Below are 25,140 nucleotides of genomic sequence, written 5' to 3' on the forward strand. Positions count from 1 at the left end.
GCACTGCGAGCGACTAGGCTCGAGCCGTGAACCGACGGACAAAAATTGTATGCACCCTGGGACCCGCAACAGCTACCGGTGACCGCATCCGTGAGCTCGTGGAGAGCGGCATGGACGTGGCCCGGCTCAACTTCAGCCACGGCGACCATGCCGATCACGAAGAGAATTACATCCGCGTCCGCGCAGCATCCGACGCGACCGGCAAGGCCGTCGGCGTTCTCGCCGACCTGCAAGGCCCGAAGATCCGCCTCGGTCGCTTCAAGGACGAGCGGACGGTCTGGGAAAACGGTGAAGAGGTTCGCATCACCGTCGACGACGTCGAGGGTACTCACGACCGCGTCGGAACCACGTACAAGGAACTCGCGCGCGATGCCAAACCGGGCGATCGACTGCTGGTCGACGACGGCAAGGTCGGTCTTGTCGTCACTGCGGTCGAAGGCAACGATGTCGTGTGCACGGTCACCGAAGGTGGACCGGTCAGCAACAACAAGGGGCTTTCGCTTCCCGGTATGAATGTCTCTGTTCCGGCATTGTCGGGCAAGGACATCGCCGATCTGGAATTTGCCCTCAAGTTGGGTGTCGACTTCATCGCGCTGTCTTTCGTTCGTTCGCCTGCGGACGTCGAACTGGTTCACGCCATCATGGACCGAGTCGGTCGCCGCGTTCCCGTCATCGCGAAGCTCGAGAAGCCGGAAGCAATCGACAATCTCGAGGCCATCGTGTTGGCATTCGACGCCGTGATGGTTGCCCGCGGCGACCTCGGCGTGGAGTTGCCCCTCGAGCAGGTTCCGCTCGTGCAGAAGCGCGCCATCCAGATTGCTCGCGAAAACGCGAAGCCCGTCATCGTGGCAACGCAGATGCTCGAGTCGATGATCGAGAACTCACGCCCCACTCGCGCTGAGGCGTCCGACGTCGCCAACGCTGTGCTCGACGGCGCCGACGCGGTCATGCTTTCCGGTGAGACATCGGTCGGTAAGTACGTCATGGAAACCGTCCGCACCATGGCACGCATCGTCGAGGCAGTCGAAACCGAATCCACTCGGGTTCCTCCGCTCACTCACGTGCCGCGCACCAAGCGAGGGGTGATCTCCTACGCCGCACGCGATATCGGTGAGCGTCTCGACGCCAAGGCCTTGGTTGCCTTTACCCAGTCCGGCGACACCGTGCGCAGGTTGGCGCGTCTACACACCCCGTTGCCGCTACTGGCCTTCACTCCGTTGCCCGAGGTGCGCAGTCAGCTGTCACTGACCTGGGGAACCGAAACATTCCTCGTCGACTCGGTGTCCACCACCGACGAAATGGTGCGTCAGGTCGACAGTGCGTTGCTCTCGTTGGGGCGCTACGCGAAGGGCGACCTCGTTGTCATCGTTGCCGGTTCGCCTCCGGGAACCGTGGGCTCCACCAACCTGATTCACGTTCATCGCATCGGCGAAGAACTCCACTAGCGTGAGCGATGCGGACGCGTCGAGCGACCTGGATGCGCTTCTCGGTCTCCTCGATCTCGAACCTATCGGAGACGACGCGTTCCGCGGCCATCACCCGGCGCAGGTAAGTTCACGGACGTTCGGCGGCCAATTGGTGTCTCAGGCACTGATGGCCGCCGGCCGTACCGTCGACGGTGATCGACCGATCCACGCGATCAACGGTCATTTCATTCGCGGCGGAGATGTCAAGGCGCCCATCGACTATCGCGTCGAACGGCATCGTGACGGGCGAGCATTCGCGAACCGTCAGGTCACCGCGTATCAAGGTGACAACGAGCTGTTCGTGATGCTCGCTGCATTCCAGGATTCCGGCACCGGGCTCGAGCACGCCGTCGAGATTCCGGATGTTCCGCTGCCGGAGTCGTTGCCGCCCTTGGGTGATCGACTGTCCGGTTACGAGGCGACGCTTCCGCATTTCGTGGGCGCACTCAAACCGATCGACATGCGGTACGCCAACGATCCGGCGTGGATCCTGAAAGGCACAGGGGAGAAGCTCACCCACAATCGCGTATGGATGCGACCGGACGGCGCACTGCCGGACGACCCGCTGATCCACGCTGCGGTGTTGGCCTACTCGTCGGACACCACCGTGCTGGATTCCATCCTGACCACCCATGGATTGTCGTGGGGGCACGATCGAATTGTTGCAGCGACCGTGAATCACTCGATCTGGTTTCACAGGCCGTTCCGGTTCGACGACTGGGTTCTGTACGCGACGGAGTCGCCGGTTGCCGCGGGTTCTCGGGGACTGGCGACCGGGCGATACTTCTCCATCGAAGGCATACTCATGGCGACGGTTGTGCAGGAGGGCGTCATTAGGCACTTCCCCCGCAGGGGAGACTAGTCAGGCTGATTTGCGGTACTGCGAGGCCAGTTCGTCGGCGCGATCCCAGGGAGACCAGTCGACTTCACGGCCGTCGAGTTGCGCCGCAACCACTTCCAGGCCCGCATGCCAGCCCGCTGCGTGCGCGTATGCGGAGTCCTCGTCCTCCATTGTGTGGGTGAGGGTCAGCCAGCACCCTCCGGTGCCGTCAGGGTGCAATTCCCAGTGCAAAGTGTCTGCGTCCCACAGGTACTCGAAAATGTGGTGCGGGTGGACGCTGATGACAGTTCCGTGCGTGCTGTGATCTGCGGGCAATCCGTATCGCTCGACCTGCTGCGGCGTGACTTTGAACAGAAGATCTGCGCCCGGGGTGAGATTGAAATCGACGTCGGCGGGAAACCAGGTGTCGAGGAATTCGCGTTGAGTGATGACCTTCCATACTTTGTCCGGCGAGTGTGGAACGGCGAGCCGGAAGTTCAGAGACACCCGACCGTCGTACGTCAGGTTGATTGTGCCGTTGTCCATCGGTGCCTCCAACGTTGGTGCCCGTGCGGTTGCCACTATCGTGCCATTTTTGTGGCCCGGACGGAATAACTGCAGGTCAGATCGTTGTAATGTGTTCATTTCGATCTCCTCGTGACGATCTGGCCTTTCTCGATCGATGACGGCAACCGAGGACGAAGGCAATTATTTGGTTATCGTCTGTTCTCCGTTTCCATTGGTTCGTCATGCTGCTTGGACTGCTAATTCTTGGCTTGTCCATCCAGGGCTCTGTGAAAGCACTAGTTCTGGTGAACACTTGGTAATGCAATGGTAAGTTCGCGTCATGGTCGTAACAAAGGTGTCCCGGGCGGTCCGCGCCACTAGCGATGACGCGGACCGCGCCGGCATCGACGACGCGGACCGCATCCTTAGCCACACTGTGTGCTACTACGACAACCCGGAGACGATCCGCTCGGACTGGGAGCGCTTGGCTGCCCGCGCCGGAACTCGAATGTCATCTCGATTTCTGTATGCGGTAGGCGCTCACAACACTGACGGCAATGGATCCTTCCTGCTGGTCGCGGTGTACCGAGGATCCGAGATGGTAGCGCTCGCACCCTTTGCGGTGCGTCGGATGCTCACTGTCGAGGTGGTTCGCCTTCTCGGACATGGACGCGGTGTGGTCGGCGAGATCCTTGCCGAAGACGCCGATGCGGCACGAGCACTCTGGCGATCGGTTGCAGACCGTGGATTGGTGCTGCACGCAGATCTTGTCGTGGGTTCGGACGTTGCGGTCAGTGCCTTGTTGAACGATCCGCGATGGAACTGCGTTGTGCGAGTTCGTGATACAAACCTCTCGGTCGATGTGCCGGAAGGAACTGTCCCCGCAGATATTCGCAGTACCCGTTCGTTGAAGCGGCTGCGTTCCTATCGGGCGGCACTCACTCGATCCGGATCTTCGCTGGAATTCGAGCAGTTGACGACACCAGCCGATGTGGATCGGCGATGGTCCGACATGTGCATGGTCGCTGCGATCGGTACGTCGGGCCGCGACCGCGTCAACTTCCTGGCACCGCCGAACGAGCAATTCGTCTATCGCTTCCTCCGCGCGGAAGCCGAACTCGGACGTCTCGTCGTTCTCGGGTTGGTCATCGACGGAGTGTGGTGCGCGCACGATGTTTCCGTTCGGACCGGCAATCGGCTCGAAGGTTGGGTCACGCATTACCGTCCCGAGTGCGCCCACACTCAACCCGGACATCAAATGATGGAATGGCTTGTCGCGCAGCGCAAAGAGCTTGCTGTCGACGTACTCGACATGGGAATCGGACCCACCGACTTGAAAATGGTGTGGGCCAACAACCGCACGCCGGTTGTGACAATCACCGGCGTGCAGTCGGGCAGAATCGGTGCGCGGGCCATTGTTCGTGCAATCGAAACCTGGGAATCGGGATCGTTGGTCGGCCGCTCGAGAAATCTGCGTGACAAAGCCAGGTCGGTTCTGCGGCGCGGACGCGAAGCCGTGGTCGCGGTAGGTGGTGGCCGTTCGATCAGGCTGGCGGCAGCCACGTCCTCGTTGCCGTGACGAGGGCGGAAACTCCGATCGTCAGTGTCGGTTCGATAACGGGCGCGTAGTGCGGGGAGTGGTTCGACGGCACGGTCAGTAGGGCCGGGTCGGTCATGTCGCCCGTCGTGAACAGCGAAGGGTCGGTGCCACCGAGCAGCCAGTACGACAGCTGTGCGCCCGAACTTGTCGCGAGGATGCCGACATCCTCGCTGCCCGCGCCGGCTCCCGGGTCGAGGATGTTGTCCTCGCCCAACCAGTCGGCAAACGCGTCGAGGGTTTTGCCCAGAGCGGCAGGATCGTTCACGACGATCGGGAAGCGTTCGATCTCGGTGATGGTGGGCTCTTCCGGGGCGCCGGCAGTTGTGGCTTCGCCCCGCACGATCCGGTCCACACTGCTCAGAATGCGCTCCCGGACGGCAGCGTCGTAGCTTCGGATGTTCAATTGCAGTTCGGCTTCGCCGGGAATGACATTGGCTGCGTCGCCGGCGTGGATGGACCCGACGGTGAGCACCGCGATCGCCGTGCTCGGAACCTCGCGGGAGACGATTGTCTGCAGTCGCAGTACGGTTTCCGCTGCCATCACCACTGGGTCGACGGAGGTTTCCGGCATGGACCCGTGTGCGCCTTTGCCGACGAGTCGCACGCGCAGTGAGTCGGAACCCGCGTACGACGGACCTGCGTGGCCGGCGATCTTGCCGGCAGGCAACGGAGCTACGTGTTGCCCCAGAACAACGTCGGGTTTCGGGATCTTGTCGAACAATCCGTCGTCGACCATGGCTTGGGAACCGGCCCCGAGTTCTTCGGCGGGTTGGAAGACGAGTAGCAGGGTGCCCGACCAACTGGCGGTGTCCGCGGAGAGGATCTGGGCGGCACCCAACAGGCACGTCGTGTGGAGGTCGTGGCCGCAGGCGTGAGCCACCGGAACGGTTTTCCCGTTCTGATCGGTCGCGGTGGCAGTGCTGGCGTAATCCAGTCCGGTATCTTCCTTGACCGGTAGTGCGTCCATATCGGCACGCAGGAGCGCGGTTGGTCCCGGTCCGTTCTTCAGGACACCGACTACTCCCGTCTTTCCGATACCGGTGGTGACGTCGAAGCCGAGTGCGGTCAGGCGCGTCGCAACTATTTCAGCGGTGCGGTGTTCCTGGAAACCGAGTTCGGGATGGCTGTGGAGGTCCTTGTACAGGTCGGCGAGCGTCGGATCTACGGTGATGTTCTCGTGCGCTGCATGAGGCATGAGAGTCCTCTCGATCGAGAAAAGCAGACTAATCGGACGAATTTGACGCTAACAGGGTTCGGACGGGAGGGTGCCGAACGTTACCTGAATGAGTTGATGGTCTTTCGCGCCGAAATGTGAGGAGTGCCGAGTCTTCAGGCCGATGCATAGAAGACGTCGACAACAATGTGACCAGGCGATTCCGTTCCTGTCACCTGGAACTCGGGGCGCCCTGCGGCAGTGCCGATAAAAGACTGAACGATCTCACTGCTCACCAGTGCGGTCTGGACACTCGAAATGGTGCCGCCATACGTTTCGATCGGTGGAAATTGTTGTAGCGCAGTAACTCCCATGATGTCCACTTGAAGGATAGATGAGCCGTTCACGTCGACCACGTGATTGTCGCCCCCGCGAATCGCTTCGCTGACATACTCGACTTTCCATGTCACAGTGCCGGTTCCGCCGAGATGATAGGTCACCCGCGAACGGTCGTGAAGGTGCTCGATGGCAATGGCGGTTACCTCGGGGAGGGGAAGCGGTGCGTTTGTTTCAGTTCCGGGAACAGCAACACTGGGTGGCACATTCAGTGGAGGATTTCCGATTCTCATCGTTCCGGTCTGTGCAACTGAGCCTTCGGCTGCTGAGTGCGACGGACGCGATATGGAGTCGGAATCCGGTTGTGGAGATTCGGACTGGCTTTGGCATCCGGTCAGAATGGCGGCCGTAAGAAGTGCTCCGAACGACGCAGCAAAATATCGGTGCCGCATGAGAAAAACTTATCGACTCTGTGGCTCACCCGTACTGGGATTGTGAATATCTGTTTCTGCGAATGACGCGTACGGCCGGTGATTTCCGACTGTCCGCAACATCCACATGCGTGGTGCCCTCGGTGAGACTCGAACTCACACTGGACGGGTTTTGAATCCGTTTCCTCTGCCAATTGGGATACGAGGGCTTGTTGCGATGACTACATTAGAAGATGCGTTTCGAATGTCAAACACCGGTACCCTCTAAATGTTCGCGTCTCGTGTCGGGGCGGTTCGATCGAGGAGGGTGGTGGCCATGAATTCGCTAGAGCTGCAAGGCAATCAGAGCAAATCGCGTCGTGTGGTTGTTGCCGAGGACGAAGCGCTGATCCGTATGGATCTGGTCGAGATGCTCCGCGAAGAGGGTTACGACGTTGTCGGCGAGGCCGGCGACGGTCAGGTTGCAGTCGAACTTGCGGAGGAACTCAAGCCCGATCTAGTGATCATGGACGTGAAAATGCCCAGGCGCGACGGTATCGACGCAGCATCGGAGATCGCGGCCAAACGAATTGCTCCTGTGGTCATTCTCACAGCATTCAGTCAACGTGAATTGGTGGAGCGAGCGCGAGATGCGGGCGCCATGGCGTATTTGGTCAAACCTTTCTCGATTTCCGATCTTGTCCCGGCTGTTGAATTGGCCGTCAGCAGATTCCGTGAGGTCACTGCGCTGGAACGCGAAGTGGCGGATCTCTCCGACCGCTTGGAGGCGCGCAAGCTGATCGAGCGGGCAAAAAGTGTGTTGATGGTGCGTCAGGCGCTCACCGAACCGGAGGCGTTCAAATGGATCCAGCGTGCCGCCATGGATCGCCGCTCCACGATGAAGGCCGTCGCGTTGGTCGTGATCGAAACCCTGGGCGGTGAACCGAACGCCTGAGCCGGGCGCGACCCCGTTCCGTTGTGCACGTCAAACCGCGCATTCGGCACGGTTGTGTAAATTGTCGAGGCCATCAGGTAACAGTCAGGTCACAGGCCTTTCTTGTCGGATCGCGATACGGTTTCGGGGTCTAGCGTCTTTTCCCACAGCGAGCGTCGTTTCGTTGACGCGAGCACCGGCTGATCTAAGGAGCGTGGGATGGCTAGACGAACACTTGTGCGCACTGCCGCAGTTCTCGGCGTTGCAGCATTAGCATTGGCAGGCTGTAGCTCGGACGACTCCGACAGTTCGTCATCGGGCACCACCACGTCCGGTTCCGCAGCGGCAACAACCGTCTCGACGGATTGCACGCCGCAGCAGGCCACGGCGGGCGCTACTCCATCCACCGAACCTCTGCGCATCGGAACCTTGTTGCCCGACACGGGAAGTCTGTCGTTCCTGGGTCCGCCGATGGTTGCGGGTACGCAGCTCGGTGTCAACGACGTCAACGCGGCGGGCGGTGTGCTCGGAGCACCCGTCCAGTTGATCCCCGGCGATTCCGGCGATACGACGACGGATACGGCCAACACCACGGTCGACCGCGAATTGGCGGCAGGCACCCAGGTGATTGTCGGCGCGGCGTCGTCGTCCGTGTCACTGAAGGTGATCGACAAGATCGCAAGTGCGGGCGTCGTCATGTTCTCGCCGGCCAATACCTCCGATCAGTTTGTCTGCTACCCCGACAAGGGCATGTACTTCCGCACCGCTCCCACGGACGTACTGCAGGCTCAAGCTGTCGCACAGCTGATTTCAGACGACGGTGGACAGCGCGTAGCCATCCTGGCTATGAACGACCCCTACGGCACGGGTCTCGCCGACAACATCCAGAAGAATTTGATCGACTCGGGTATTCCGTCGGATCAGGTCGAGAAGATCATCTACGACCCCAACGCACAGTCTTTCAACTCCGAGGTCGATCAGATCAAGAACTTCAATCCGGACGCAGTGGCGTTGGTGGGCTTCGAGGAATCGGCGAAGATCATCACCCGTATGCACGAGGTGGGTATCGGACCGTCCGACGGCATGGCGCTGTACGGCGTCGACGGCAACATGGGTAACGCACTCGGTGAAGCCGTTGCGACGCCGCTGCTCGACACTATGCAGGGCACTACGCCGTTGACCGATGTGGGAGCCGCGTTCCAGGATCGATTGAAGGCTGTCAACAGCGCATTGATCGACTTCAACTATGCGGGTGAGTCGTACGACGCCGTGGTGATTTCGGCGCTCGCGGCCGAGCAGGCAAAGTCGACGGCAGGCGTCGATATCGCCGCCAACATCAACAGCGTCACCGAGGGCGGCACCAAGTGCACGTCGTACGCGGAATGCCTGCCGCTGGTGAAGGCGGGAACCGACATCGATTACGACGGCATCACCGGTGAGCTCGACTTCAACGACTCGGGCGAGCCGTCCATCGGTTCGTACGGCAAGTTGGTGTTCGGGCCTACGAACACGCTGACCACCGAAGGATTTGTGGTCGTCGGTAAGTAGCAGTTCAGCACCCGAAAGGTGGGCCAGGGTCGCGAAGACCCTGGCCCACCTTTGTGCCGTGGTTACTTCTCTTTGCTGCCGGCCAGCGTTCCGAGGTACAACTCGATGACCTTGGGGTCGTTCATGAGATTGGCTCCGGTGTCGGTATACGCGTTCTTGCCCTGATCCAGCACATACCCGCGATCACAGATCTGGAGGCATCGTCGCGCATTCTGCTCGACCATGATCACCGATACACCGGCTGCATTGATCTTCTTGCAGCGAATGAACACCTCGTCCTGGAACATCGGTGACAGCCCGGCGGACGGCTCGTCGAGGAGAAGGACCGAGGGATCCATCATCAGAGCCCGGCCCATCGCGACCATCTGACGTTCGCCGCCGGAGAGTGCGCCTGCCTTGACCTTTCGGCGTTCGCTCAGTAGCGGGAACAAGTCACTCACAAAAGCGAATCGTTCGGCGAAGGCCTTGGGGCGCAGATAGATTCCCATTTCCAGATTCTCTTCGATGGTCAAGGTTTGGAAGACGTTCTGAGTTTGGGGAACGTATCCCACTCCCTTCTGGACGAGTACGTGAGCGGGAGCGGACGTGATGTCGTCCTCCCGGAGTGTGACCGAACCTTCGCGGACGGGGATAAGTCCGAACAGCGATTTGAGCAGCGTCGACTTGCCTGCGCCGTTCGGCCCGATGATGCCGACGATTTCACCTTCCTTCAAGTAGAAGTTGCATTCACGCAGGATGTTGACGCCGGGAATGTAGCCGGCCACGACGCCGTCGGCGCGAAGCAGTGCGCCCGCCGACAGTCGAGTGTGTTCCGCGGCAGTTGCGGCGAATTCTGCGGGAGTGAGAGATCGTGCCTCGTTGTCGCTCATGGCTTCTCGTGCCTTCCCCGCGATTCCTCCGGACTGGATTCGAGAACCTCGACCACCTCGGCCGGTAGGTTATCCAGATCCGGCTCCGACAGGTCACCGCCCGCTTCGAGCGTCTCGACTTCGGCTTCGGCCAGAGCGGCCGCGAGAACCGCGGTGTCGCCCACCGGATTACCGTCGTCGTCGAACTCGAGAGCTTGATCGTGATGGCTACCCAGATAGGCGTCGACGACGGCGGTGTTCGACGAGAGTTCGTCCGGCGTCGACTCCGCGATGACGCTGCCTCGAGCCATGACGACCACCCAGTCGCTGATGTCTCGGATCACGTCCATGTCGTGTTCGACGAAGACGACTGTCATACCCTCGTCGCGCAGCGATTTGATGTGGCCGAGCAAGCTCTGTGTCAAGGCTGGATTGACGCCTGCCATGGGCTCGTCGAGCATCACGACGGATGGTTCCGTCATGAGTGCCCGTGCCATTTCGAGGAGTTTGCGTTGGCCGCCGGACAGTGAACCGGCAAGGTCGTCGGCTTTGGTGTCGAGCTTGAATCGCCCCAGTAGTTCGTGGGCGCGCTCGGTGATCTCGCGTTCCTGCGCCTTCCAGGTCCAGGGCAGCAGCGACGTGAAGATTCGTTCCCCGCGTTGTCCGGTAGCTCCGAGTCGAACATTGTCGAGCACCGTCAGTTTCGACAGTGCCTTGGTCAGCTGGAACGTGCGGACCACGCCTTTGCGCGCCACCTGATGGGGATACATGCGTCCCAATGACTGGCCGTCCATCGACCAGGTTCCCGTGTCCGGACGATCGAAGCCGGTGAGAAGGTTGAACAGGGTGGTTTTACCGGCGCCGTTCGGCCCGATCAGCCCGGTGATACATCCGCGTTGGATTTCGAGATGGTCGACGTCAACGGCTTTGAGGCCGCCGAACGTCCGCGACACCTTGTCGGCCACCAACACCGGGTCAGGTTTGGCCGATCCCGGAACGTGGGGAACGTCGGCAAAGATCTGTGCTCGTGTTTCGGCGTCAAGCATTGAGTTGCACCTCCCGCTTGTTACCCAGTATTCCCTGCGGCCGGAACACCATCAGGAGAGCAATCATCAAACCCAGAAGCACGTATCGGGTGGCGCCGACCTGCTGCTCCGTCAGAGACAGGAGCGGGTTCTCACCCGAGATCGCCTGACGTAGCAACGCGTCGGGGATGGCGAGGAGGAACCAGAACAGCATCGCCCCGACGACCGGGCCGAATACGGTTGCGGCACCGCCCAGAATCAACGCTCCGAACGCGAAGAAGGTCTGAGCCGTCGAGTAGAAGTCGGGGTTGATGGATTTGGTCTGCAGGGCGTTGAAGACCCCGGCCATACCGCCGATCACGCCGCCGATCACCAAAGCCTGCATCTTGTACACGAAGACGTTCTTTCCCAACGACCGTGCCGCGTCTTCGTCTTCGCGGACTGCCTTGAGGACACGACCCCACGGACTGTGGCTGAGCAGATACACAATTCCGCACAGGATCAGCACGAGGGTCCACCCCACGACCATCGACCACAGGTCGTCGCCGTAGAACTTCACGCCGAGGAACGAGTACTGCTTTGCGGAGTCGAACGGGCTCAACGAGGTGAAGGGATCGGCAAAGCTGAAGAGTCCGTTGGTCGATCCGGTGACGGAGTCCGATGCCGTCGACCGGAAGATCAGTCGCAAGATCTCCGCGGCGGCAATGGTGACAATGGCGAGGTAGTCCGCGCGAAGGCGAAGAGTCGGTATCCCGAGGACCAATGCGAGAAGGCCCGCGGCGGTCAGCCCGACGATGATTCCCAGCCACAGCGGCTGGTCGTATGTCACCGTCATGATGCCGACGCCGTACCCACCGAGCAAGGCAAAACCGATCTGGCCGAAGTTCAGTAGGCCGGCGTAACCGAAGTGCAAGTTGAGGCCGATGGCCAACAACGCGTAGAAGATCGCCGACGGCCCGATGAACTGGGCGAAGGAGACCTGGAGTGCTCCTATGATGTCCATATTCACTCACCCGATCCGTTGTCTGGATCCGAGGATGCCCTGCGGGCGAACCACGAGGATCACGATCAAGACGAGAAGCCCGCCGATGTATTTGAGGTCGGGATTGATGATCAGCGTCGAAAGCTGAACCAGCAGGCCGACTATGACGCATCCGAGAAGCGCACCGTAGGCGGTGCCGAGCCCCCCGAGGGTGATACCGGCGAACATCAGGAGCAGGAGTTTGAATCCCATCTCCCACTGGACGCGGCCGCCGAGTTCGGAGATACCGAACAAGACGCCGCCGAGGGCAGCCAATCCGCCGCCGAGTCCCCAGACGAACATGATCACGCGTTCGACGTTGATACCGGACGAGGCGGCGAGGTCGCGGTTGTCGGAAACGGCGCGCATTGCCTTGCCGATGCGCGTCTTCTGCAGAAGCAGAGCCACGCCGACCAACACGATCAAACTGACGACCATGACAGCGGCATTGGCGTCGGTCAGTGCGATCGGTCCCCAGTTCTTCTCGACCTGACCTTGGTAGTCGTCGAAGGGTTCGGCGCGGTCGGAGAAGAAGATCAGAATCAGGTAGCGCAGGGCGATGGCAAGGCCGATCGAGACGACCAACTGTGCGATCAATCCGGTCTTGCGTTTGCGCAACGGTTTCCAGACGACCCCGTTGGTCAGCACACCGATGCCGATGCCGACGACGATCGCGAGCAGCGTCGCCGGAATCAAGGGGATCCCGACCGAGGTGTTGAATGCCCACGCGGCGACGGCGCCTAGAGTCACCATCTCACCGTGTGCGAAGTTGGTCAGCCCGGTGGTTCCGTAGATCAGGCTCAATCCGACACCGGCGATGGCGATCACGAGTCCGAAGCGGAGACCGTCGACGGTTGTTCTGACGAGTTTCTCGCCGAAACTCACATTGGATGCGGTGCGCACTTCGCCGAACGAGAAGATCACGGTGTTCGCGCGGCCGGCGATCACTGCGCGTTCAACGGTGGCCTGCACGCTCACCCCGTCCGGAAGGGTGTCGGCAACAATTTCGAATGTGTAGACACCCGGAGCGACCGCCAATTCCCAACGGCCGTTCTGGGCGGATTCACCGGTAGCGACTTCGGCGCCGGACGAGTCCAGGGCGCGAACGGTCACGCCTTCAAGCCGTGTTCCTCCGTTGTTGAGGTTGCCGCTGACGGGAACGGCATTGTCCGGTACTGCCGGTGCGGTCGAGATGGTCGGAGATTCGGGGGTGGTGGTCGGTTCCTGCGCCGACGCAGTTCCCGCGACAGTGAGTACAGCAACTATGACGAGCAGGGCAAAGGCCAGGATTCGGCTCAATGTGGCGAGGGTATGCCGTTTCACTACGGGTGGGGCCACGTACGTCCTCCGAGCGGGTCGGGACAAGGTTGCCGCGCAGCCAGCGAGGTGTCAGCCCGTTGCTGCGATTTCCGGACTCTAACGGCTCAATTCGCTCCAGACGGGGTTCTGCGATTTCCGGCATGTTTCGGTTCCGTATCGAAGCTACGCAGAGTGGCGATCGAGCGGATTTCGGGCGTGTTACTGCGTAAAGGACCGTGGGCGGCATGTGTGTCGGTCCGAATCCCTAGACTGATGAACCGTGAGCCCCGCAACCACGACTCGGTCCAGCACGTCCACCGCCGCAACCGGCACGTCCGGCAAGGCAGACGATCGTCCCCTTCTGATGCTTCTCGACGGGCATTCTCTGGCATTTCGTGCCTTCTACGCGTTGCCGGCGGAGAACTTCAAGACACAGAGTGGTCAAACCACCAATGCGGTGTACGGCTTCACGTCGATGCTGATCAATCTGCTCCGTGACGAACAGCCCACTCACTTGGCCGCTGCGTTCGACGTTTCCCGTCAGACGTTCCGCGCGGAGCTGTTTCCGGAATACAAGGCGCAACGCGCCAAGGCTCCGGACGAGTTCAAGGGGCAGATCGACATCACCAAGGACGTTCTCGGCGCGATGGGGATTCCGGTCATGGCCGAGGACGGCTTCGAAGCCGACGACGTCATCGCCACGTTGACAACGCAAGCCGAAGCGCTCGGGTACCGCGTACTCGTTGTCACGGGCGACCGCGACTCACTGCAACTGGTCACGGAGAACGTGACGGTGCTGTACCCGAAGAAGGGAGTGTCGGAACTCACCCGGTTCACACCCGACGCAGTCGAGGAAAAATACAGCCTGTCGCCGGCCCAGTACCCGGATTTCGCGGCGCTGCGCGGCGACCCGAGTGACAACCTTCCCGGCATCCCGGGAGTGGGGGAGAAGACCGCTACCAAGTGGATTCGTGAATACGGAGACCTGCAGGGTTTGGTCGACAACGTCGACAAGGTCCGGGGCAAGGTGGGCGACTCGTTGCGGGAAAACCTCGCCAATGTGTTGCTCAACCGTCAGCTCACCGAGATGATTCGGGACGTGCCGCTCCCGTACACACCCGAGCAGCTGGTTCTGGCTCCGTGGGATCGCGAGAAGATCCACGCGTTGTTCGACGACCTCGAGTTCAAGGTTCTCCGCGATCGTCTGTTCGCGACATTGTCGTCCTCCGAACCCGAAGCAGAAGAGGGCTTCGAGGTCAGTGGCGACGCACTTGCGCCGGGTGCAGTGGCGGAGTGGCTGGACGCTCACGCACGCACCGGATCCCGTCACGGCGTCACCGTCCTCGGAACCCGCAGCACGTTCGCCGGCGACGTGAGCGCACTTGCCATCGCGGCGTCCGACGGTGAGTGCGCCTATATTTCCACCACGTCGGCTACTGCGGAAGACGAAGCAGCACTCGGTGATTGGCTGGCCGATGTGTCCGGGCCCAAGGCTGTGCACGAGGCCAAGTGGGCAATCCATGCCCTACGTGGCCGCGGGTGGACCTTGGGCGGATTGACCAGCGACACAGCACTCGCGGCATATTTGGTGCGTCCCGGTCAACGGTCCTTCAACCTCGACGACCTCTCGCTCCGCTACCTCAAGCGTGAACTGCGCGCCGAATCGTCAGGGCAGGAACAGCTTTCACTGCTCGACGACACAGATCAGCTCGACGCCGAGGCGGCAGAGACCGCAATGCTCAGCGCACAGGCTGTGCTCGACCTTGCGCAGGCGCTCGACAACGAACTCGAATCGATCGAGTCGACGTCACTGCTCTCCGACATGGAGCTGCCGTTGACGATCGAACTCGCACAGATCGAGGCAACGGGGATTGCAGTCGACACCGCGCACCTGCACGATCTGCAGAGTCGGTTCGCCTCCGAGGTTTCCGACGCCGCCAACTCGGCGTACGCCGTGATCGACAAGCAGATCAATCTCGGTTCCCCGAAGCAGTTGCAGGTTGTGCTCTTCGAGGACCTCGACATGCCCAAGACCAAGAAGACCAAGACGGGTTACACAACGGACGCCGAGGCATTGCAGGGCCTCTTCGACAAGACCGGGCATCCGTTCCTCGAGCACCTCCTTGCGCACCGCGATGCAACACGCATGAAGGTCACCGTGGACGGCTTGCTCAAGTCGGTCGCCGAGGACGGACGGATTCACACCACGTTCAACCAGACCGTCGCTGCCACCGGACGCCTCTCATCCACGGATCCGAACTTGCAGAACATTCCCGTGCGCAACCAGGCTGGACGCGAGATCCGCGACGGTTTTGTAGTCGGCAACGGCTTCGACGTTCTGCTGACCGCCGACTACAGTCAGATCGAAATGCGAATCATGGCGCACGTGTCGGGCGACGAAGGGCTCATCGAGGCATTCAACACCGGTGAGGACCTACACAGCTTTGTCGGTTCGCGCGCATTCGGCGTGCCGATCGAGGAGGTCACCCCGGAATTGCGTCGTCGGGTCAAGGCGATGTCGTACGGACTCGCCTACGGACTCAGTGCCTACGGCTTGGCGTCACAGCTCAAGATTTCGACCGAAGAGGCAAAGCAGCAGATGGATGCCTACTTCGCGCGATTCGGTGGCGTACGTGACTACCTCCACGCAGTGGTCGAGCAAGCGCGCAAGGACGGCTACACTTCGACGCTCTACGGCCGTCGTCGCTACCTGCCCGATCTCAACAGCGACAACCGTCAGCGCCGCGAGGTTGCCGAGCGCGCCGCGCTCAATGCGCCCATCCAGGGCACGGCAGCCGACATCATCAAGGTCGCGATGATCAATGTCCAGAAGGCGCTTGCCGATGCGGGACTCGAATCGCGGATGCTGTTGCAGGTTCACGACGAGTTGGTACTCGAGGTCGTGGCTTCCGAACTCGAGCAGGTCACAGCGTTGGTCAAGGACAAGATGTCCACCGCTATCGAACTGTCTGTTCCGCTCGATGTCTCGGTCGGCACCGGCCGCAGTTGGGACAGCGCCGCACACTGACCTTGCAATGAAAAATGGCGCAGGGCAATCGAATTCGATTGCCCTGCGCCATTCTTGTTACGGCAGTTACTCGGCGGAAGTCGACTGTTCTGCGATCTGCTTGCGCACCTCGTCCATGTCGAGTGCCTTGACCTGAGTGATCAGATCTTCGAGTGCGGGGGCGGGCAGAGCGCCGGCCTGGTTGAACACGAGGACGCCCTCACGGAAAGCCATGATCGTGGGGATGGAGCGGATGTTCGCCGCTGCGGCGATACCCTGCTCGGCCTCGGTGTCGACCTTGGCATGGACGACGTCGGCATGCTTGTCCGCGGAAGCCTCGAAGGTGGGAGCGAACTGGCGGCACGGGCCGCACCACGAAGCCCAGAAGTCCACGAGCACGACATCGCTGCCGTTGATGGTTTCGTCGAAGTTCGCCTGGGTGAGTGTCTGGGTGGCCACGAGGGTCCTTTCCATAGTTCGGTGCGCTGTGAAGCAGCAGCTGTTGGTGTGTGCAACGCCGAGGAATCGACAATTCTTCCCTGCGGGGTCGACCGAACTGCACACGAGGCTGCATGGATGGGGCCGAAGTACCTGGACAGGTACCTACACGTACCTACCTCGAAACTCTTGTCAATGCATCTACCAGCATAAATGCATATTTTCCTACGCTGGAACAAACTCGAAGGTCTGAAGGTGGGAGCCCACTTCTCGGCAGTGGGTGACGCGCGGCACATCAAATACGTGGTTCCGGGCGCAGAACCGAAACAGGTATGCCATGGGCAATTCAGCGGAAGCCAGAAGCGCGAACCGCCGACAGAGTTGTGGTCATCGCCGCAGTCCGACCGGGCAGCGGGACATCCTGAAGGGAAATCCACAAGCTCATGGCTGTACGCACTACCGCTCGAACCACCGTTCTGACCCGCATTCTTCGTAGCGCCATCGTTATCGGTGCGCTCACCTCCGGGGCTTTTGCCGCCACTGTCACCGGCGCGAGTGCTCAGCCGCTCGCAACTCCTTCTCAGTCATCTCACATTCAGCAGGTTGCGTTCTACTCGTCAGCCGGATCGCAGGCGGTGAGCGCAGCGGAGTCGAAGATCGGGGCACCGTACGTGTGGGGCGCGACCGGGCCTAGCTCGTTCGACTGCTCCGGACTGGTTCAGTGGGCATACGCGCAGGCCGGTGTATCGATCCCGCGCACGACTTATGCGCAGGAAGCCGGCGGAATCCCCGTATCTCGGGCAGACCTGCAGCCGGGTGACCTGGTGCTCTACTACGGCGGCGACCACGTTGGCATCTACGCCGGCAACGGCACGGTAGTACACGCGCCGACATCCGGAGAGTCGGTCAAGTACGCGCCGGTCGACTCGATGCCTTTCCACGCCGCACGCCGGTACTGATCGAACGACCCCAGACATCGCGAGGTGCAGAGAGTGATGGACAGTCGAACTACAGATATTCGATGCCTGACAATTCTGCACTGCGATGGGTGCGGGAGGCTGTCAGCACCACTGACATCGTCCTGCCCCGAATGTGGCTGCCGGTTTCTCCACACAGTGCCGTGCTGTGGCACGGGCACCATCGTCTCGTGGCGATATGTACGTGAAGAGAAGTGCGCGTCAGGATTTGCGCGGATTCCGATCATTGCGATTGTCGAGTTGGACGAAGGTCCGTGGCTGTACACGCTGATAGATCCTGTTCAGCACACAATGCCCGACAGGATGTCGCGAGTAGCGTTTCGGTGCAAGGAGCCGGGAGAACGGTTTCCCCACTTCAGCCTCACGTGACGCTACGAGCCCGTTCGACAACCCATCCTGCGATCTGGGCACGCGAGGAGAACCCGAGCTTCGTCAGGATATGTTCGACGTGACCTTGGGCGGTGCGTATCGAAATCACGAGTTTCGCGGCGATCGCCTTGTTCGTCAGCCCTTGAGCGACGAGGTCGGCGACTTCCGACTCGCGCTTGGTCAGACTCGGACCGTCATTGTCCGACGGGACGGTAATCGGTGGATTCTCGTCGAGCGCCAACGCCGTAGCCTCCGAGACCTTCAGCCTCGCACCCTTCTTGAACTCGGTCTCGAACTTTCGAGCGCCGAGTTGGAGCTTGGATACCCGCGCGCACTCCTCATGATTGGCAGTCATGCCGAGAACCCGGATCGCCGGAGTGTCGATCTCGTCCAACAGCGTCTGCACGGCACCCATCAGTGCTGCGGCGCGCTGGTATCGCTTCGCGTCAGCCGCGATCCACGCCAGAACTTCCATGCACCACGCCGAACCGAACGGGTCATCCACGAGCCGAGCGAGCTTCAGGCCCTTTCTCAGTAGCGCCTCCGCCCGCGCATGGTTTCCATCCGCCCACAGCGCGAGTCCGAGATTCCAGCACGAACGTCCCCGGTAGACGGTTTCTCCCAGAGGCTCGGTGATCGACAGCGACTCGTCGTAGCACGCAATGGCGCGATTGGTGTCGCCAACCTGGTGGTAGGCCAGGCCGAGATGGTTCAACGCCCACACGTATCGAAGCAGGTTGTCCTCGGGGCGGAACACTTCGAATGCCCGAGTGATGTCGCGGACCGCACGATCCGGATTGCCGCTGAACAGAGCAACAACCCCATAGGCGTACGACGCGAGCGCATCAGCGTCCGGACTTCCCAGAGTGTCAGCGCACTTGCGTGCTTCTTCGACGAGATCGGCCGCCGGTGCTGCGTCGCCCTGTATGCCGGCAAGCCGACTGGCGGCGTAGAGCACTTCCAGCCGGGCAACTGTCGGATGATCTGACCTGCACGCGAGAATGCGGTCGAACCAGTGTCGGGCCTCACTGAACAGACCTCGGGAGAACCAGAACGGAAAGATCGCGCCCGCAATCCGAAGCCCATCCTCGGTGCCGGCTGTGCCGGCGTCATTGTCCGAACCTGATTCCGCGATGCACAACTCCATGGCCTCGTGCAGATTTGGCTGCTCACGTCCCAACCTGGCGATCCAGTCCAGTTGCGCGGGGCCGATCCACTCGCCCGCAGCTCGTAATGCCAACTGCTCGAACCACTCTCGATGTCGACGGCCCAATTCCGGGGTCTCGCCGGATTCGACCAGTTTTTCTGCGCCGTACTCTCGCAGGGTTTCGAGGAATCGGTACCGAACCACCGCCGTCGGCTCCTCGCGGATGAGGATCGACTTGTCAATGAGTGAGACCAACACATCCAGCAGGTCTGCGGGTGTCGACTCGTCGGCGCAGATTCCCTCGACGGCGTCCAACTCGAAGCCACCCTTGAACACGGACAGCCGAGCCCACAGCTTCTGCTCGAGTGGTGTGCACAATTCATAGCTCCAGTCCACGCACAACTGCAGGGTTTGCTGGCGCGTCGGAGCCGTGCGGTTACCGCCGGTCAGGAGTCGGTACCGGTCGGTGAGGTGTTCGAGAATCTGAGCGGTGGACATCGAACGCAATCGGGCGGCCGCCAATTCGATGGGTAGCGGAAGCCCGTCGAGTTGATGGCAGATCTGAGTCACCGATGCCCTGTTGTCCTCAGTGATCCCGAAGGTGGGAACCACGGCGCACGCGCGTTCGATGAACAAGGTCACGGCGTCGTAGCCCGACAATCCTTGTAGTGAGGGTGATTGATCCGGATCCGGAACGGTCAGTGGTGAGAGTCGAAGTACGGTCTCCCCGCCGATGCCCAGGGGTTCGCGACTGGTGGCCAGAATCCGCAACTCCGGGCAGGTTTGTAACAACGCTTGGGTGAGTGCAGCGATGGCGTCGAGCATCTGCTCACAGTTGTCGAGCACTAACAACGTTCGATGTGGACGCAAGTGCTCGACCAAAGTCTCCTGCACCGGTCGTGCGGACAGATTCCGCAATCCGAGTGACGCGGTTATTACTTCGGCCACGAGTGGCTCGTCTCGAAGCTCGCCCAGTTCGACCAGCCAGACCCCATCGGGAAACGACTGCCGGCAATTTCGAGCAACTTGCAGGGCAAGTCTGGTCTTGCCGACCCCTCCGACCCCGGCGAGCGTCACGAGCCTGTTTGCGGTCAGCACCTTTTTCGTTTCGGCCAACTCACGGCGACGCCCGACGAAACTGGTCAGATCCAGCGGTATGTTGCCTGTCTCGTCTCGAGCGGGTCTCGAGCCGTTTTCGGACTCAGAGGTGACTCCACGTGGTGGCGTAAAGGTGTGGCGCGGCTTTGAGCCGTTCGATTTCGGAGCGCTCAGTCCGTGATTCAACGCCATGTCGTCTACGGACCATCCGAGGCGGCGTTGAGTCTCTTGAAGTTCCTCGCCGAATTCGGCGGCGGATGACGGTCTGTCACCGGGATATGCGGACATCGCGTGTTCGAGGACGGCGCGCACGTCACGGGGGAGATCGGTTTCGGCTGTGTCCGGAACAGGCTTGCCGGTGACGGCTGAGAGTAGTGTCGCGCCGAGGCTGTAGATGTCAGCAGCAGCATTCGACTGATCTCCGCGCAGGATCTCCGGGGCAGTGAATGCAGGAGAACCGGTGACGATACCCCTCGCAGTCTTGAAGGCGTCAACCACGTGGACGTGGGGCCGGTCGTTGTGATAGCCGTTCACGTGGGCAATGCCGAAATCGGCAAGTTCGGGTTCGCCGTAGTCGGTCAGAAGAACATTCGCGGGCTTCACGTCTCGATGCAGGATCCCCGCGCGATGTGCGGTTTCCAACGCGCCCGCTACTTTGATTCCCAGCCGGCAGGCCGCGTCGTATTCGAACCGACCTTGCGTGTGGATCCAGGCTGCCAGCGAACCTTGGAGGTGGTACGGCATCACGATGTACGGTCGACCGCTGCTGGTCGCGCCCACCGACAGAACATTGACTATGTTCGGGTGGCCGGTCAGTCGACCCATGGCGCGCTGCTCACGAAGGAATCGGGCGAGATTCTCACTGTCGAATTCGCCGGTCAAAACCTTGACAGCCACGATGCGGTCCAGTGCCGGCTGTCGGCAACGGAATACGACTCCGAAGCCACCACGGCCTATTTCTCGGGCATTCTCGAATCCGGCCACTGTAAGTTCTTCGGTGACCAGGGCAGTCCGGGGTGAACCGTCACGCTGTGTTATCTCGCCGTGCAATGTTCGCGGCGGATGATTCTCGACCATCAGTTACTTCGATCCGGTGCAATCGCTGCTTTCGGTGTGTGCACGCCACCGAGAAAGCTTCGAGCGGACCGCAGGACGATCGCTTGACTATGCACACGTCACTTCTCGGCGTGTATCTACAGGGTAGCGCTGCTCGAGGATTGTGGGGAAAATCACGCCGGTGGAGACTCCGGCGGAGCGACAGCCCGAAATGTCCGCCGGTAAGCCTGCGGTGTTGTGCACCGTAACCGGAGAAAATGTTGGCGAAGGACCGCACCGCCGCCGAAACCCACGCGCTCGGCGATGACGTCCACGGGCAGATCGCTGTTTTCGAGTAGTTGCTGCGCGGCGAGAACGCGCTGATCGCTGAGCCAGCGAGCCGGGGTTGCACCTGTTTCTGATTGGAAACGGCGAGCGAAGGTTCGAGGCGACATGTTGGCGCGCGCAGCCACCCGCGCCACCGTGAGGTTCTCGGCCAGGTGTGCCGTCATCCAATCGAGTAACGGGCTCAAGGTTGTATCAGGAACTGTGGCAAGAGGACTGGCGACGTACTGGGCTTGCCCGCCATCACGGTGTGGCGGAACCACCATGCGTCTGGCTATCCCGTTCGCGACGCGGCTACCCTGCTCCTTCCGGACGATGTGCAGACACAGGTCGATTCCCGCGGCCGTTCCGGCGCTCGTGAAAACAGGATCCTCGTCGACATACAAGACGTCAGGGTCGACCTTGGCGTCCGGATAGGCGTCGGCCAATCGTCGGGCGTGGCGCCAATGGGTGGTGCACCGCTTTCCGTCGAGCAAGCCTGCGGCTCCCAATATGAAGGCGCCGGTACACAGGCTCGCAACTTTCGCGCCGCGCCCCACCGCTTCCTGGAGTTTTCGCAGAAGTGGGTCGGCGCTCGAATCGGGGCGCGGGGCACACATGTACTCGTCGTCTGCGGCGTAGGTTCCGCCGGCCGAGACAATAATCAGGTCCGCGTCGTCGAGAGCGTCCAGGTTGTACGGAACATCGATTCCGTATCCGAACCGGGTTCGGATGGGATCTGGAACGGCTGCGATCAACGAGAAATCGTAGGTCGGCAAATTTTCGTCCGAGCGATCGAATCCGAACACTTCGCAGGCCACGCCGAGTTCGAAAGCCTCGGTCATCGGCATGAGCGGGACCACCACCTTTTCGAGCATCTTCCGAGTCTGACAGAAAATTGACTACATGGCAGAAAATCGTTCAAGTATGGCATTTCTGCCACTATTGCCGCATGGTCTGCTGAGTCAAGCTTTGTTCATGGCAATCATCATCGTCAGTCTGATCGTTCTGGTCGTCCTTAATGTCCTCGCACTGGCCGACCGCACGCCCGACACCCGCCGGGACGTGAGCCCCCACGGTGAATTCACCTTGTGAAGGCGAGCCTGCTCTTCCAGTACGTCGCCGCGTCGCTGGTGTGGGGAGCAAGTTTCCTCTTTATGAAGGTTGGTCTCGAAGGATTGTCGTTCACTCAAGTTGTCTTGTGGCGCTTGGTTTTCGGCGCACTGGCGTTAGCGCTCATATCAGCGCTGAATCGGATCGGATTGCCACGGGACCATCGCATCTGGAAGCACATGTCGTTTCTGGCCGCGATGCAATGTGTGGCTCCGTGGCTGTTGTTCAGCTGGGCGGAACAGAGCATGTCCTCGGGGCTCGCCAGCATCTACAACGCCACGACGCCGCTCATGACCATGGCTGCGTCGCTCGCCTTTCTGCCCGGGGAAACCTTGACTCGATACAAAGCCGGTGGTCTCATACTCGGATTCCTCGGTGTTCTGATTGTGTTGTCCCCGTGGAACATCGGAGTAGGTGGAAGTGTCAGCGCACAGATCGCCTGCCTCGGCGCCACCGCGTCGTACGGCGTCTCGTTTGTCTACCTCCGCCGCTTCGTCCTTCCGCTCGGTGTCGATACCCGCACCATCGCGTTGCTGCAGATCGGCATCGGGGCATTGTTCATGGTGATCGCGTCGCCGGTCATCGCGAACACACCGATGCACCTGACACCCGCAATCATCGGGTCGATGATCGCTCTCGGCGCATTCGGAACAGGATTGGCATTTATCTGGAACACCAATGTCGTGCAGGGGTGGGGTCCGACAGCTGCCTCGACGGTCACCTACCTCAGTCCAGTCGTGGGAGTAGCGCTCGGTGCGCTAGTGCTGGGGGAGACCATCGGCTGGAATCAACCGCTCGGAGCATTGATCGTGATCGCGGGAATCCTGGTCACCAAGCGCGCAACCCGATCGCCTACTCGGGTGGAGTCAGTGACCACTCCACTTTCTCATCGCCGTCCCACCGTCTGATCGGACCACAGTCGCCCGCGATCACGTCCTTGCTCAGCAGGGAGATCGCACCACCCAGTTGATCCGGCTCGATCCGCCGGGCCAACGTCACGTGCGGTGTCCAGGTGCCCGGCTCGATGTGCCCGGGAATGCCACTCGACCCAGCTGCAGCGTCGAAAACATCACGGTGAAGTCGTAAGAGAGCTCTCGACGGGATGACGGAACGCGCCAATACGAACTGTCTGCCGCCGAACACGATGTAGCCGCCCAATCGGATTTCGAACGGTGGTAGTGAGAAGCGTCTGGTCAGGATTTCGTCGACCTCAGGTGGAATCGTGTGCGCGACAAACAGCGTGATATGCGGACGATTACTCGCGCGCACCATTTTTCCCTGACTCGGGAGACCAGCGTCAGCGAGCGTGGACCATTGACTGCGTATCGCGGACTCACTCGACTCGCCGAGTAACAACTCCACCGACTGCACCATGATGGGTAATGATTGCCCGATGACAGGTAGTAGTGCAATCGGATTGTCGGGCCTGCAGTTGGGACTCATGCGCGGAGACGGAATCGGTCAGGACATCGTCCCGGCCACTCGGCAGATCGTGGACGGCGCGATGGCCGCAGTCCACGCCCAACCAGTGGAGTGGGTGGAACTACCGCTGGGCTTCGAAGCCATCGAGAGTCACGGGACACCGATTCCCGACGAGACCCTCGCTGCACTCGAGCAATTACCAGGATGGATCCTCGGGCCACATGACAGCGCGTCGTACCCGAGTGAATTTCGTGGACAGCTGACACCCGGCGGAGTAATCCGAAAGAAGTTCGAACTCTTTGCGAACGTCCGTCCTGCCGCTGTTCTCAACGGGGTGAAGGCGACTGTTCCGGACCTGGACCTGGTGATCGTTCGCGAGAACACCGAAGGACTGTACGCAGACCGCAACATGGCTGTCGGTAGCGGTGAATTCATGCCGACGCCGGACCTCGCACTTGCGGTGGGTGTATTCACCCGTGCCGCATGCGAGCGAATTGCCCGGACGGCATTCTCGTTGGCGACGCGTCGACGCAATCACGTCACCATCGTGCACAAGGCGAACGTTCTCACTCTCACCACCGGACTTTTTCGCGACGCTTGCCGCACGGTGGCCGCCGATTTCCCGCACGTGGTTGTCGACGATCAACACGTCGATGCCATGGCCGCACTTCTGGTTCGGCGGGGCGGAGATTTCGACGTCGTGGTCACCGAGAACATGTTCGGTGACATCTTGTCGGATCTGGCGGGAGAATTGGCCGGTTCACTCGGGACAGCGCCGTCGATCAACGTGTCCGAAACCCAGATCATGGCTCAAGCGGCGCACGGAGCCGCGCCGGACATTGCGGGCAAGAACCGCGCCAACCCGACGGCTTTGTTTCTCTCGAGCGCGATGATGCTGGACTGGCTCGCAGACGTCCGTCGGGAACCAGTGCTATCGGCCGCGGCCAGTCGAATCAGAAATGCGGTGAACGCCACTATTTCCTCGGGAATCGCGACCGCAGACCTCGGCGGCCTCGCATCGACCAGCGAATTCGCCGAAGTGGTGTACGCACATACACTTCGTCGCTGATTCTTGTATCGCACGGGTGGGGAAGGAGTTCGGAATCGTTGCCGGAGGAACTCCTGCCGTACCCTACCGTTCTACTGAATTTCGAATGAGCGTTGCTCGATGCGGCGATCGACGAGTGGAGAGCAGAGTCGTGGTCGGTGAAAACGCGCTGAGAGTGTGTCGTCGCGGGGGTGT

General features: G+C 61.0%; 20 protein-coding genes and 1 tRNA gene. 9 read left to right on the plus strand and 12 right to left on the minus strand.

The window, feature by feature from the left end:
* Window positions 1-26 precede the first annotated feature (26 nt).
* Both pyk and ACFRFQ_RS22180 read left to right on the plus strand, forming a co-directional pair.
* Window positions 27-1,445, plus strand: coding sequence for a pyruvate kinase (gene pyk / locus ACFRFQ_RS22175; RefSeq protein WP_378662316.1), 1,419 nt, complete (start codon window positions 27-29; stop codon window positions 1,443-1,445).
* 1 nt (window position 1,446) lies between these two features.
* Complete coding sequence (locus tag ACFRFQ_RS22180) at window positions 1,447-2,328, plus strand: acyl-CoA thioesterase (RefSeq protein WP_378662319.1); 882 nt, start codon at window positions 1,447-1,449, stop codon at window positions 2,326-2,328.
* On the opposite strand, the gene ACFRFQ_RS22185 is transcribed toward ACFRFQ_RS22180, so the two are convergent.
* Window positions 2,329-2,832, minus strand: coding sequence for an SRPBCC domain-containing protein (locus tag ACFRFQ_RS22185; RefSeq protein ID WP_138868914.1), 504 nt, complete (start codon window positions 2,830-2,832; stop codon window positions 2,329-2,331).
* 301 nt (window positions 2,833-3,133) lie between these two features.
* Here ACFRFQ_RS22185 and ACFRFQ_RS22190 point away from each other — a divergent pair, with 301 nt between their 5' ends.
* Complete coding sequence (locus ACFRFQ_RS22190; RefSeq protein ID WP_378662322.1) at window positions 3,134-4,372, plus strand: GNAT family N-acetyltransferase; 1,239 nt, start codon at window positions 3,134-3,136, stop codon at window positions 4,370-4,372.
* On the opposite strand, the gene ACFRFQ_RS22195 is transcribed toward ACFRFQ_RS22190, so the two are convergent.
* The 3 genes from ACFRFQ_RS22195 to ACFRFQ_RS22205 all read right to left on the minus strand — a co-directional run bounded on the left by ACFRFQ_RS22195 (window position 4,338) and on the right by ACFRFQ_RS22205 (window position 6,522).
* The gene (locus ACFRFQ_RS22195; protein ID WP_378662324.1) at window positions 4,338-5,588 is read right to left on the minus strand and encodes an amidohydrolase; all 1,251 of its coding nucleotides are present in this window, start codon (window positions 5,586-5,588) and stop codon (window positions 4,338-4,340) included. The genes ACFRFQ_RS22190 and ACFRFQ_RS22195 overlap by 35 nt on opposite strands.
* A 134-nt stretch (window positions 5,589-5,722) precedes the next feature.
* Window positions 5,723-6,046, minus strand: coding sequence for a hypothetical protein (locus ACFRFQ_RS22200; RefSeq protein ID WP_378662327.1), 324 nt, complete (start codon window positions 6,044-6,046; stop codon window positions 5,723-5,725).
* A 399-nt stretch (window positions 6,047-6,445) separates the two neighbouring features.
* Window positions 6,446-6,522 (minus strand) — tRNA-Leu (locus ACFRFQ_RS22205).
* A gap of 107 nt (window positions 6,523-6,629) precedes the next feature.
* On the opposite strand from ACFRFQ_RS22205, the gene ACFRFQ_RS22210 reads away from it, so the two are divergent.
* Together ACFRFQ_RS22210 and ACFRFQ_RS22215 are read left to right on the plus strand one after the other, a co-directional pair.
* Window positions 6,630-7,247: an ANTAR domain-containing response regulator gene (locus ACFRFQ_RS22210; RefSeq protein WP_138868910.1), complete on the plus strand. Its 618-nt coding sequence runs from the start codon at window positions 6,630-6,632 to the stop codon at window positions 7,245-7,247.
* Between the two features lie 198 nt (window positions 7,248-7,445).
* Window positions 7,446-8,774, plus strand: a complete 1,329-nt coding sequence (locus ACFRFQ_RS22215) for an ABC transporter substrate-binding protein (protein ID WP_138868909.1) — start codon at window positions 7,446-7,448, stop codon at window positions 8,772-8,774.
* A gap of 62 nt (window positions 8,775-8,836) precedes the next feature.
* Here the strand turns inward: ACFRFQ_RS22215 and ACFRFQ_RS22220 are convergent, their stop codons facing one another.
* The 4 genes from ACFRFQ_RS22220 to ACFRFQ_RS22235 are packed head-to-tail and all read right to left on the minus strand — an operon-like array spanning window position 8,837 to window position 12,967.
* Window positions 8,837-9,643: an ABC transporter ATP-binding protein gene (locus tag ACFRFQ_RS22220; RefSeq protein WP_378662331.1), complete on the minus strand. Its 807-nt coding sequence runs from the start codon at window positions 9,641-9,643 to the stop codon at window positions 8,837-8,839.
* A complete protein-coding gene (locus tag ACFRFQ_RS22225) occupies window positions 9,640-10,668 on the minus strand; it encodes an ABC transporter ATP-binding protein (protein ID WP_378662334.1) in 1,029 nt (342 codons plus the stop codon). Before ACFRFQ_RS22225 ends, ACFRFQ_RS22220 begins: the two co-directional genes overlap by 4 nt.
* A complete protein-coding gene (locus tag ACFRFQ_RS22230) occupies window positions 10,661-11,650 on the minus strand; it encodes a branched-chain amino acid ABC transporter permease (protein WP_378662337.1) in 990 nt (329 codons plus the stop codon). The genes ACFRFQ_RS22225 and ACFRFQ_RS22230 overlap by 8 nt, the downstream gene beginning before the upstream one ends.
* Window positions 11,651-11,656: 6 nt before the next feature.
* On the minus strand, window positions 11,657-12,967 hold the full coding sequence (locus ACFRFQ_RS22235) for a branched-chain amino acid ABC transporter permease (RefSeq protein ID WP_378662340.1): 1,311 nt from the start codon (window positions 12,965-12,967) through the stop codon (window positions 11,657-11,659).
* A gap of 280 nt (window positions 12,968-13,247) precedes the next feature.
* Here ACFRFQ_RS22235 and polA point away from each other — a divergent pair, with 280 nt between their 5' ends.
* Window positions 13,248-15,995: a DNA polymerase I gene (polA, locus tag ACFRFQ_RS22240; RefSeq protein WP_378662343.1), complete on the plus strand. Its 2,748-nt coding sequence runs from the start codon at window positions 13,248-13,250 to the stop codon at window positions 15,993-15,995.
* Between the two features lie 66 nt (window positions 15,996-16,061).
* Here the strand turns inward: polA and trxA are convergent, their stop codons facing one another.
* Entirely contained in the window at window positions 16,062-16,433 is a 372-nt protein-coding gene (trxA, locus tag ACFRFQ_RS22245) for a thioredoxin (protein ID WP_378662346.1), read from the minus strand.
* Between the two features lie 422 nt (window positions 16,434-16,855).
* On the opposite strand from trxA, the gene ACFRFQ_RS22250 reads away from it, so the two are divergent.
* Complete coding sequence (locus ACFRFQ_RS22250; RefSeq protein ID WP_378662348.1) at window positions 16,856-17,371, plus strand: C40 family peptidase; 516 nt, start codon at window positions 16,856-16,858, stop codon at window positions 17,369-17,371.
* A gap of 379 nt (window positions 17,372-17,750) precedes the next feature.
* Here ACFRFQ_RS22250 and ACFRFQ_RS22255 read toward each other — a convergent pair whose 3' ends face one another.
* A complete protein-coding gene (locus tag ACFRFQ_RS22255; RefSeq protein ID WP_378662351.1) occupies window positions 17,751-21,080 on the minus strand; it encodes a protein kinase in 3,330 nt (1,109 codons plus the stop codon).
* 152 nt (window positions 21,081-21,232) lie between these two features.
* Complete coding sequence (locus ACFRFQ_RS22260; protein ID WP_378662354.1) at window positions 21,233-22,240, minus strand: helix-turn-helix domain-containing protein; 1,008 nt, start codon at window positions 22,238-22,240, stop codon at window positions 21,233-21,235.
* A 213-nt stretch (window positions 22,241-22,453) separates the two neighbouring features.
* Here ACFRFQ_RS22260 and ACFRFQ_RS22265 point away from each other — a divergent pair, with 213 nt between their 5' ends.
* The gene (locus ACFRFQ_RS22265; protein WP_378662357.1) at window positions 22,454-23,383 is read left to right on the plus strand and encodes a DMT family transporter; all 930 of its coding nucleotides are present in this window, start codon (window positions 22,454-22,456) and stop codon (window positions 23,381-23,383) included.
* Here ACFRFQ_RS22265 and ACFRFQ_RS22270 read toward each other — a convergent pair.
* Window positions 23,328-23,849, minus strand: coding sequence for a 2'-5' RNA ligase family protein (locus ACFRFQ_RS22270; RefSeq protein ID WP_378662359.1), 522 nt, complete (start codon window positions 23,847-23,849; stop codon window positions 23,328-23,330). The genes ACFRFQ_RS22265 and ACFRFQ_RS22270 overlap by 56 nt on opposite strands.
* A 19-nt stretch (window positions 23,850-23,868) precedes the next feature.
* Here ACFRFQ_RS22270 and ACFRFQ_RS22275 point away from each other — a divergent pair, with 19 nt between their 5' ends.
* A complete protein-coding gene (locus ACFRFQ_RS22275; RefSeq protein ID WP_378662362.1) occupies window positions 23,869-24,966 on the plus strand; it encodes an isocitrate/isopropylmalate dehydrogenase family protein in 1,098 nt (365 codons plus the stop codon).
* Window positions 24,967-25,140 lie beyond the last annotated feature (174 nt).

Source organism: Rhodococcus sp. NPDC056743 (assembly GCF_042790355.1).
Lineage (GTDB): Bacteria > Actinomycetota > Actinomycetes > Mycobacteriales > Mycobacteriaceae > Rhodococcus_F.

Bases quoted from the DNA above. Each gene is read 5' to 3' on its own strand.
- ACFRFQ_RS22185 (WP_138868914.1), bottom strand. From the start codon at position 2,832: ATGGACAACGGCACAATCAACCTGACGTACGACGGTCGGGTGTCTCTG.
- ACFRFQ_RS22190 (WP_378662322.1), top strand. From the start codon at position 3,134: ATGGTCGTAACAAAGGTGTCCCGGGCGGTCCGCGCCACTAGCGATGAC.
- ACFRFQ_RS22195 (WP_378662324.1), bottom strand. From the start codon at position 5,588: ATGCCTCATGCAGCGCACGAGAACATCACCGTAGATCCGACGCTCGCC.
- ACFRFQ_RS22210 (WP_138868910.1), top strand. From the start codon at position 6,630: ATGAATTCGCTAGAGCTGCAAGGCAATCAGAGCAAATCGCGTCGTGTG.
- ACFRFQ_RS22215 (WP_138868909.1), top strand. From the start codon at position 7,446: ATGGCTAGACGAACACTTGTGCGCACTGCCGCAGTTCTCGGCGTTGCA.
- ACFRFQ_RS22220 (WP_378662331.1), bottom strand. From the start codon at position 9,643: ATGAGCGACAACGAGGCACGATCTCTCACTCCCGCAGAATTCGCCGCA.
- ACFRFQ_RS22225 (WP_378662334.1), bottom strand. From the start codon at position 10,668: ATGCTTGACGCCGAAACACGAGCACAGATCTTTGCCGACGTTCCCCAC.
- ACFRFQ_RS22230 (WP_378662337.1), bottom strand. From the start codon at position 11,650: ATGGACATCATAGGAGCACTCCAGGTCTCCTTCGCCCAGTTCATCGGG.
- ACFRFQ_RS22250 (WP_378662348.1), top strand. From the start codon at position 16,856: ATGGCTGTACGCACTACCGCTCGAACCACCGTTCTGACCCGCATTCTT.
- ACFRFQ_RS22255 (WP_378662351.1), bottom strand. From the start codon at position 21,080: ATGGTCGAGAATCATCCGCCGCGAACATTGCACGGCGAGATAACACAG.
- ACFRFQ_RS22260 (WP_378662354.1), bottom strand. From the start codon at position 22,240: ATGCTCGAAAAGGTGGTGGTCCCGCTCATGCCGATGACCGAGGCTTTC.
- ACFRFQ_RS22270 (WP_378662359.1), bottom strand. From the start codon at position 23,849: ATGGTGCAGTCGGTGGAGTTGTTACTCGGCGAGTCGAGTGAGTCCGCG.
- ACFRFQ_RS22275 (WP_378662362.1), top strand. From the start codon at position 23,869: ATGACAGGTAGTAGTGCAATCGGATTGTCGGGCCTGCAGTTGGGACTC.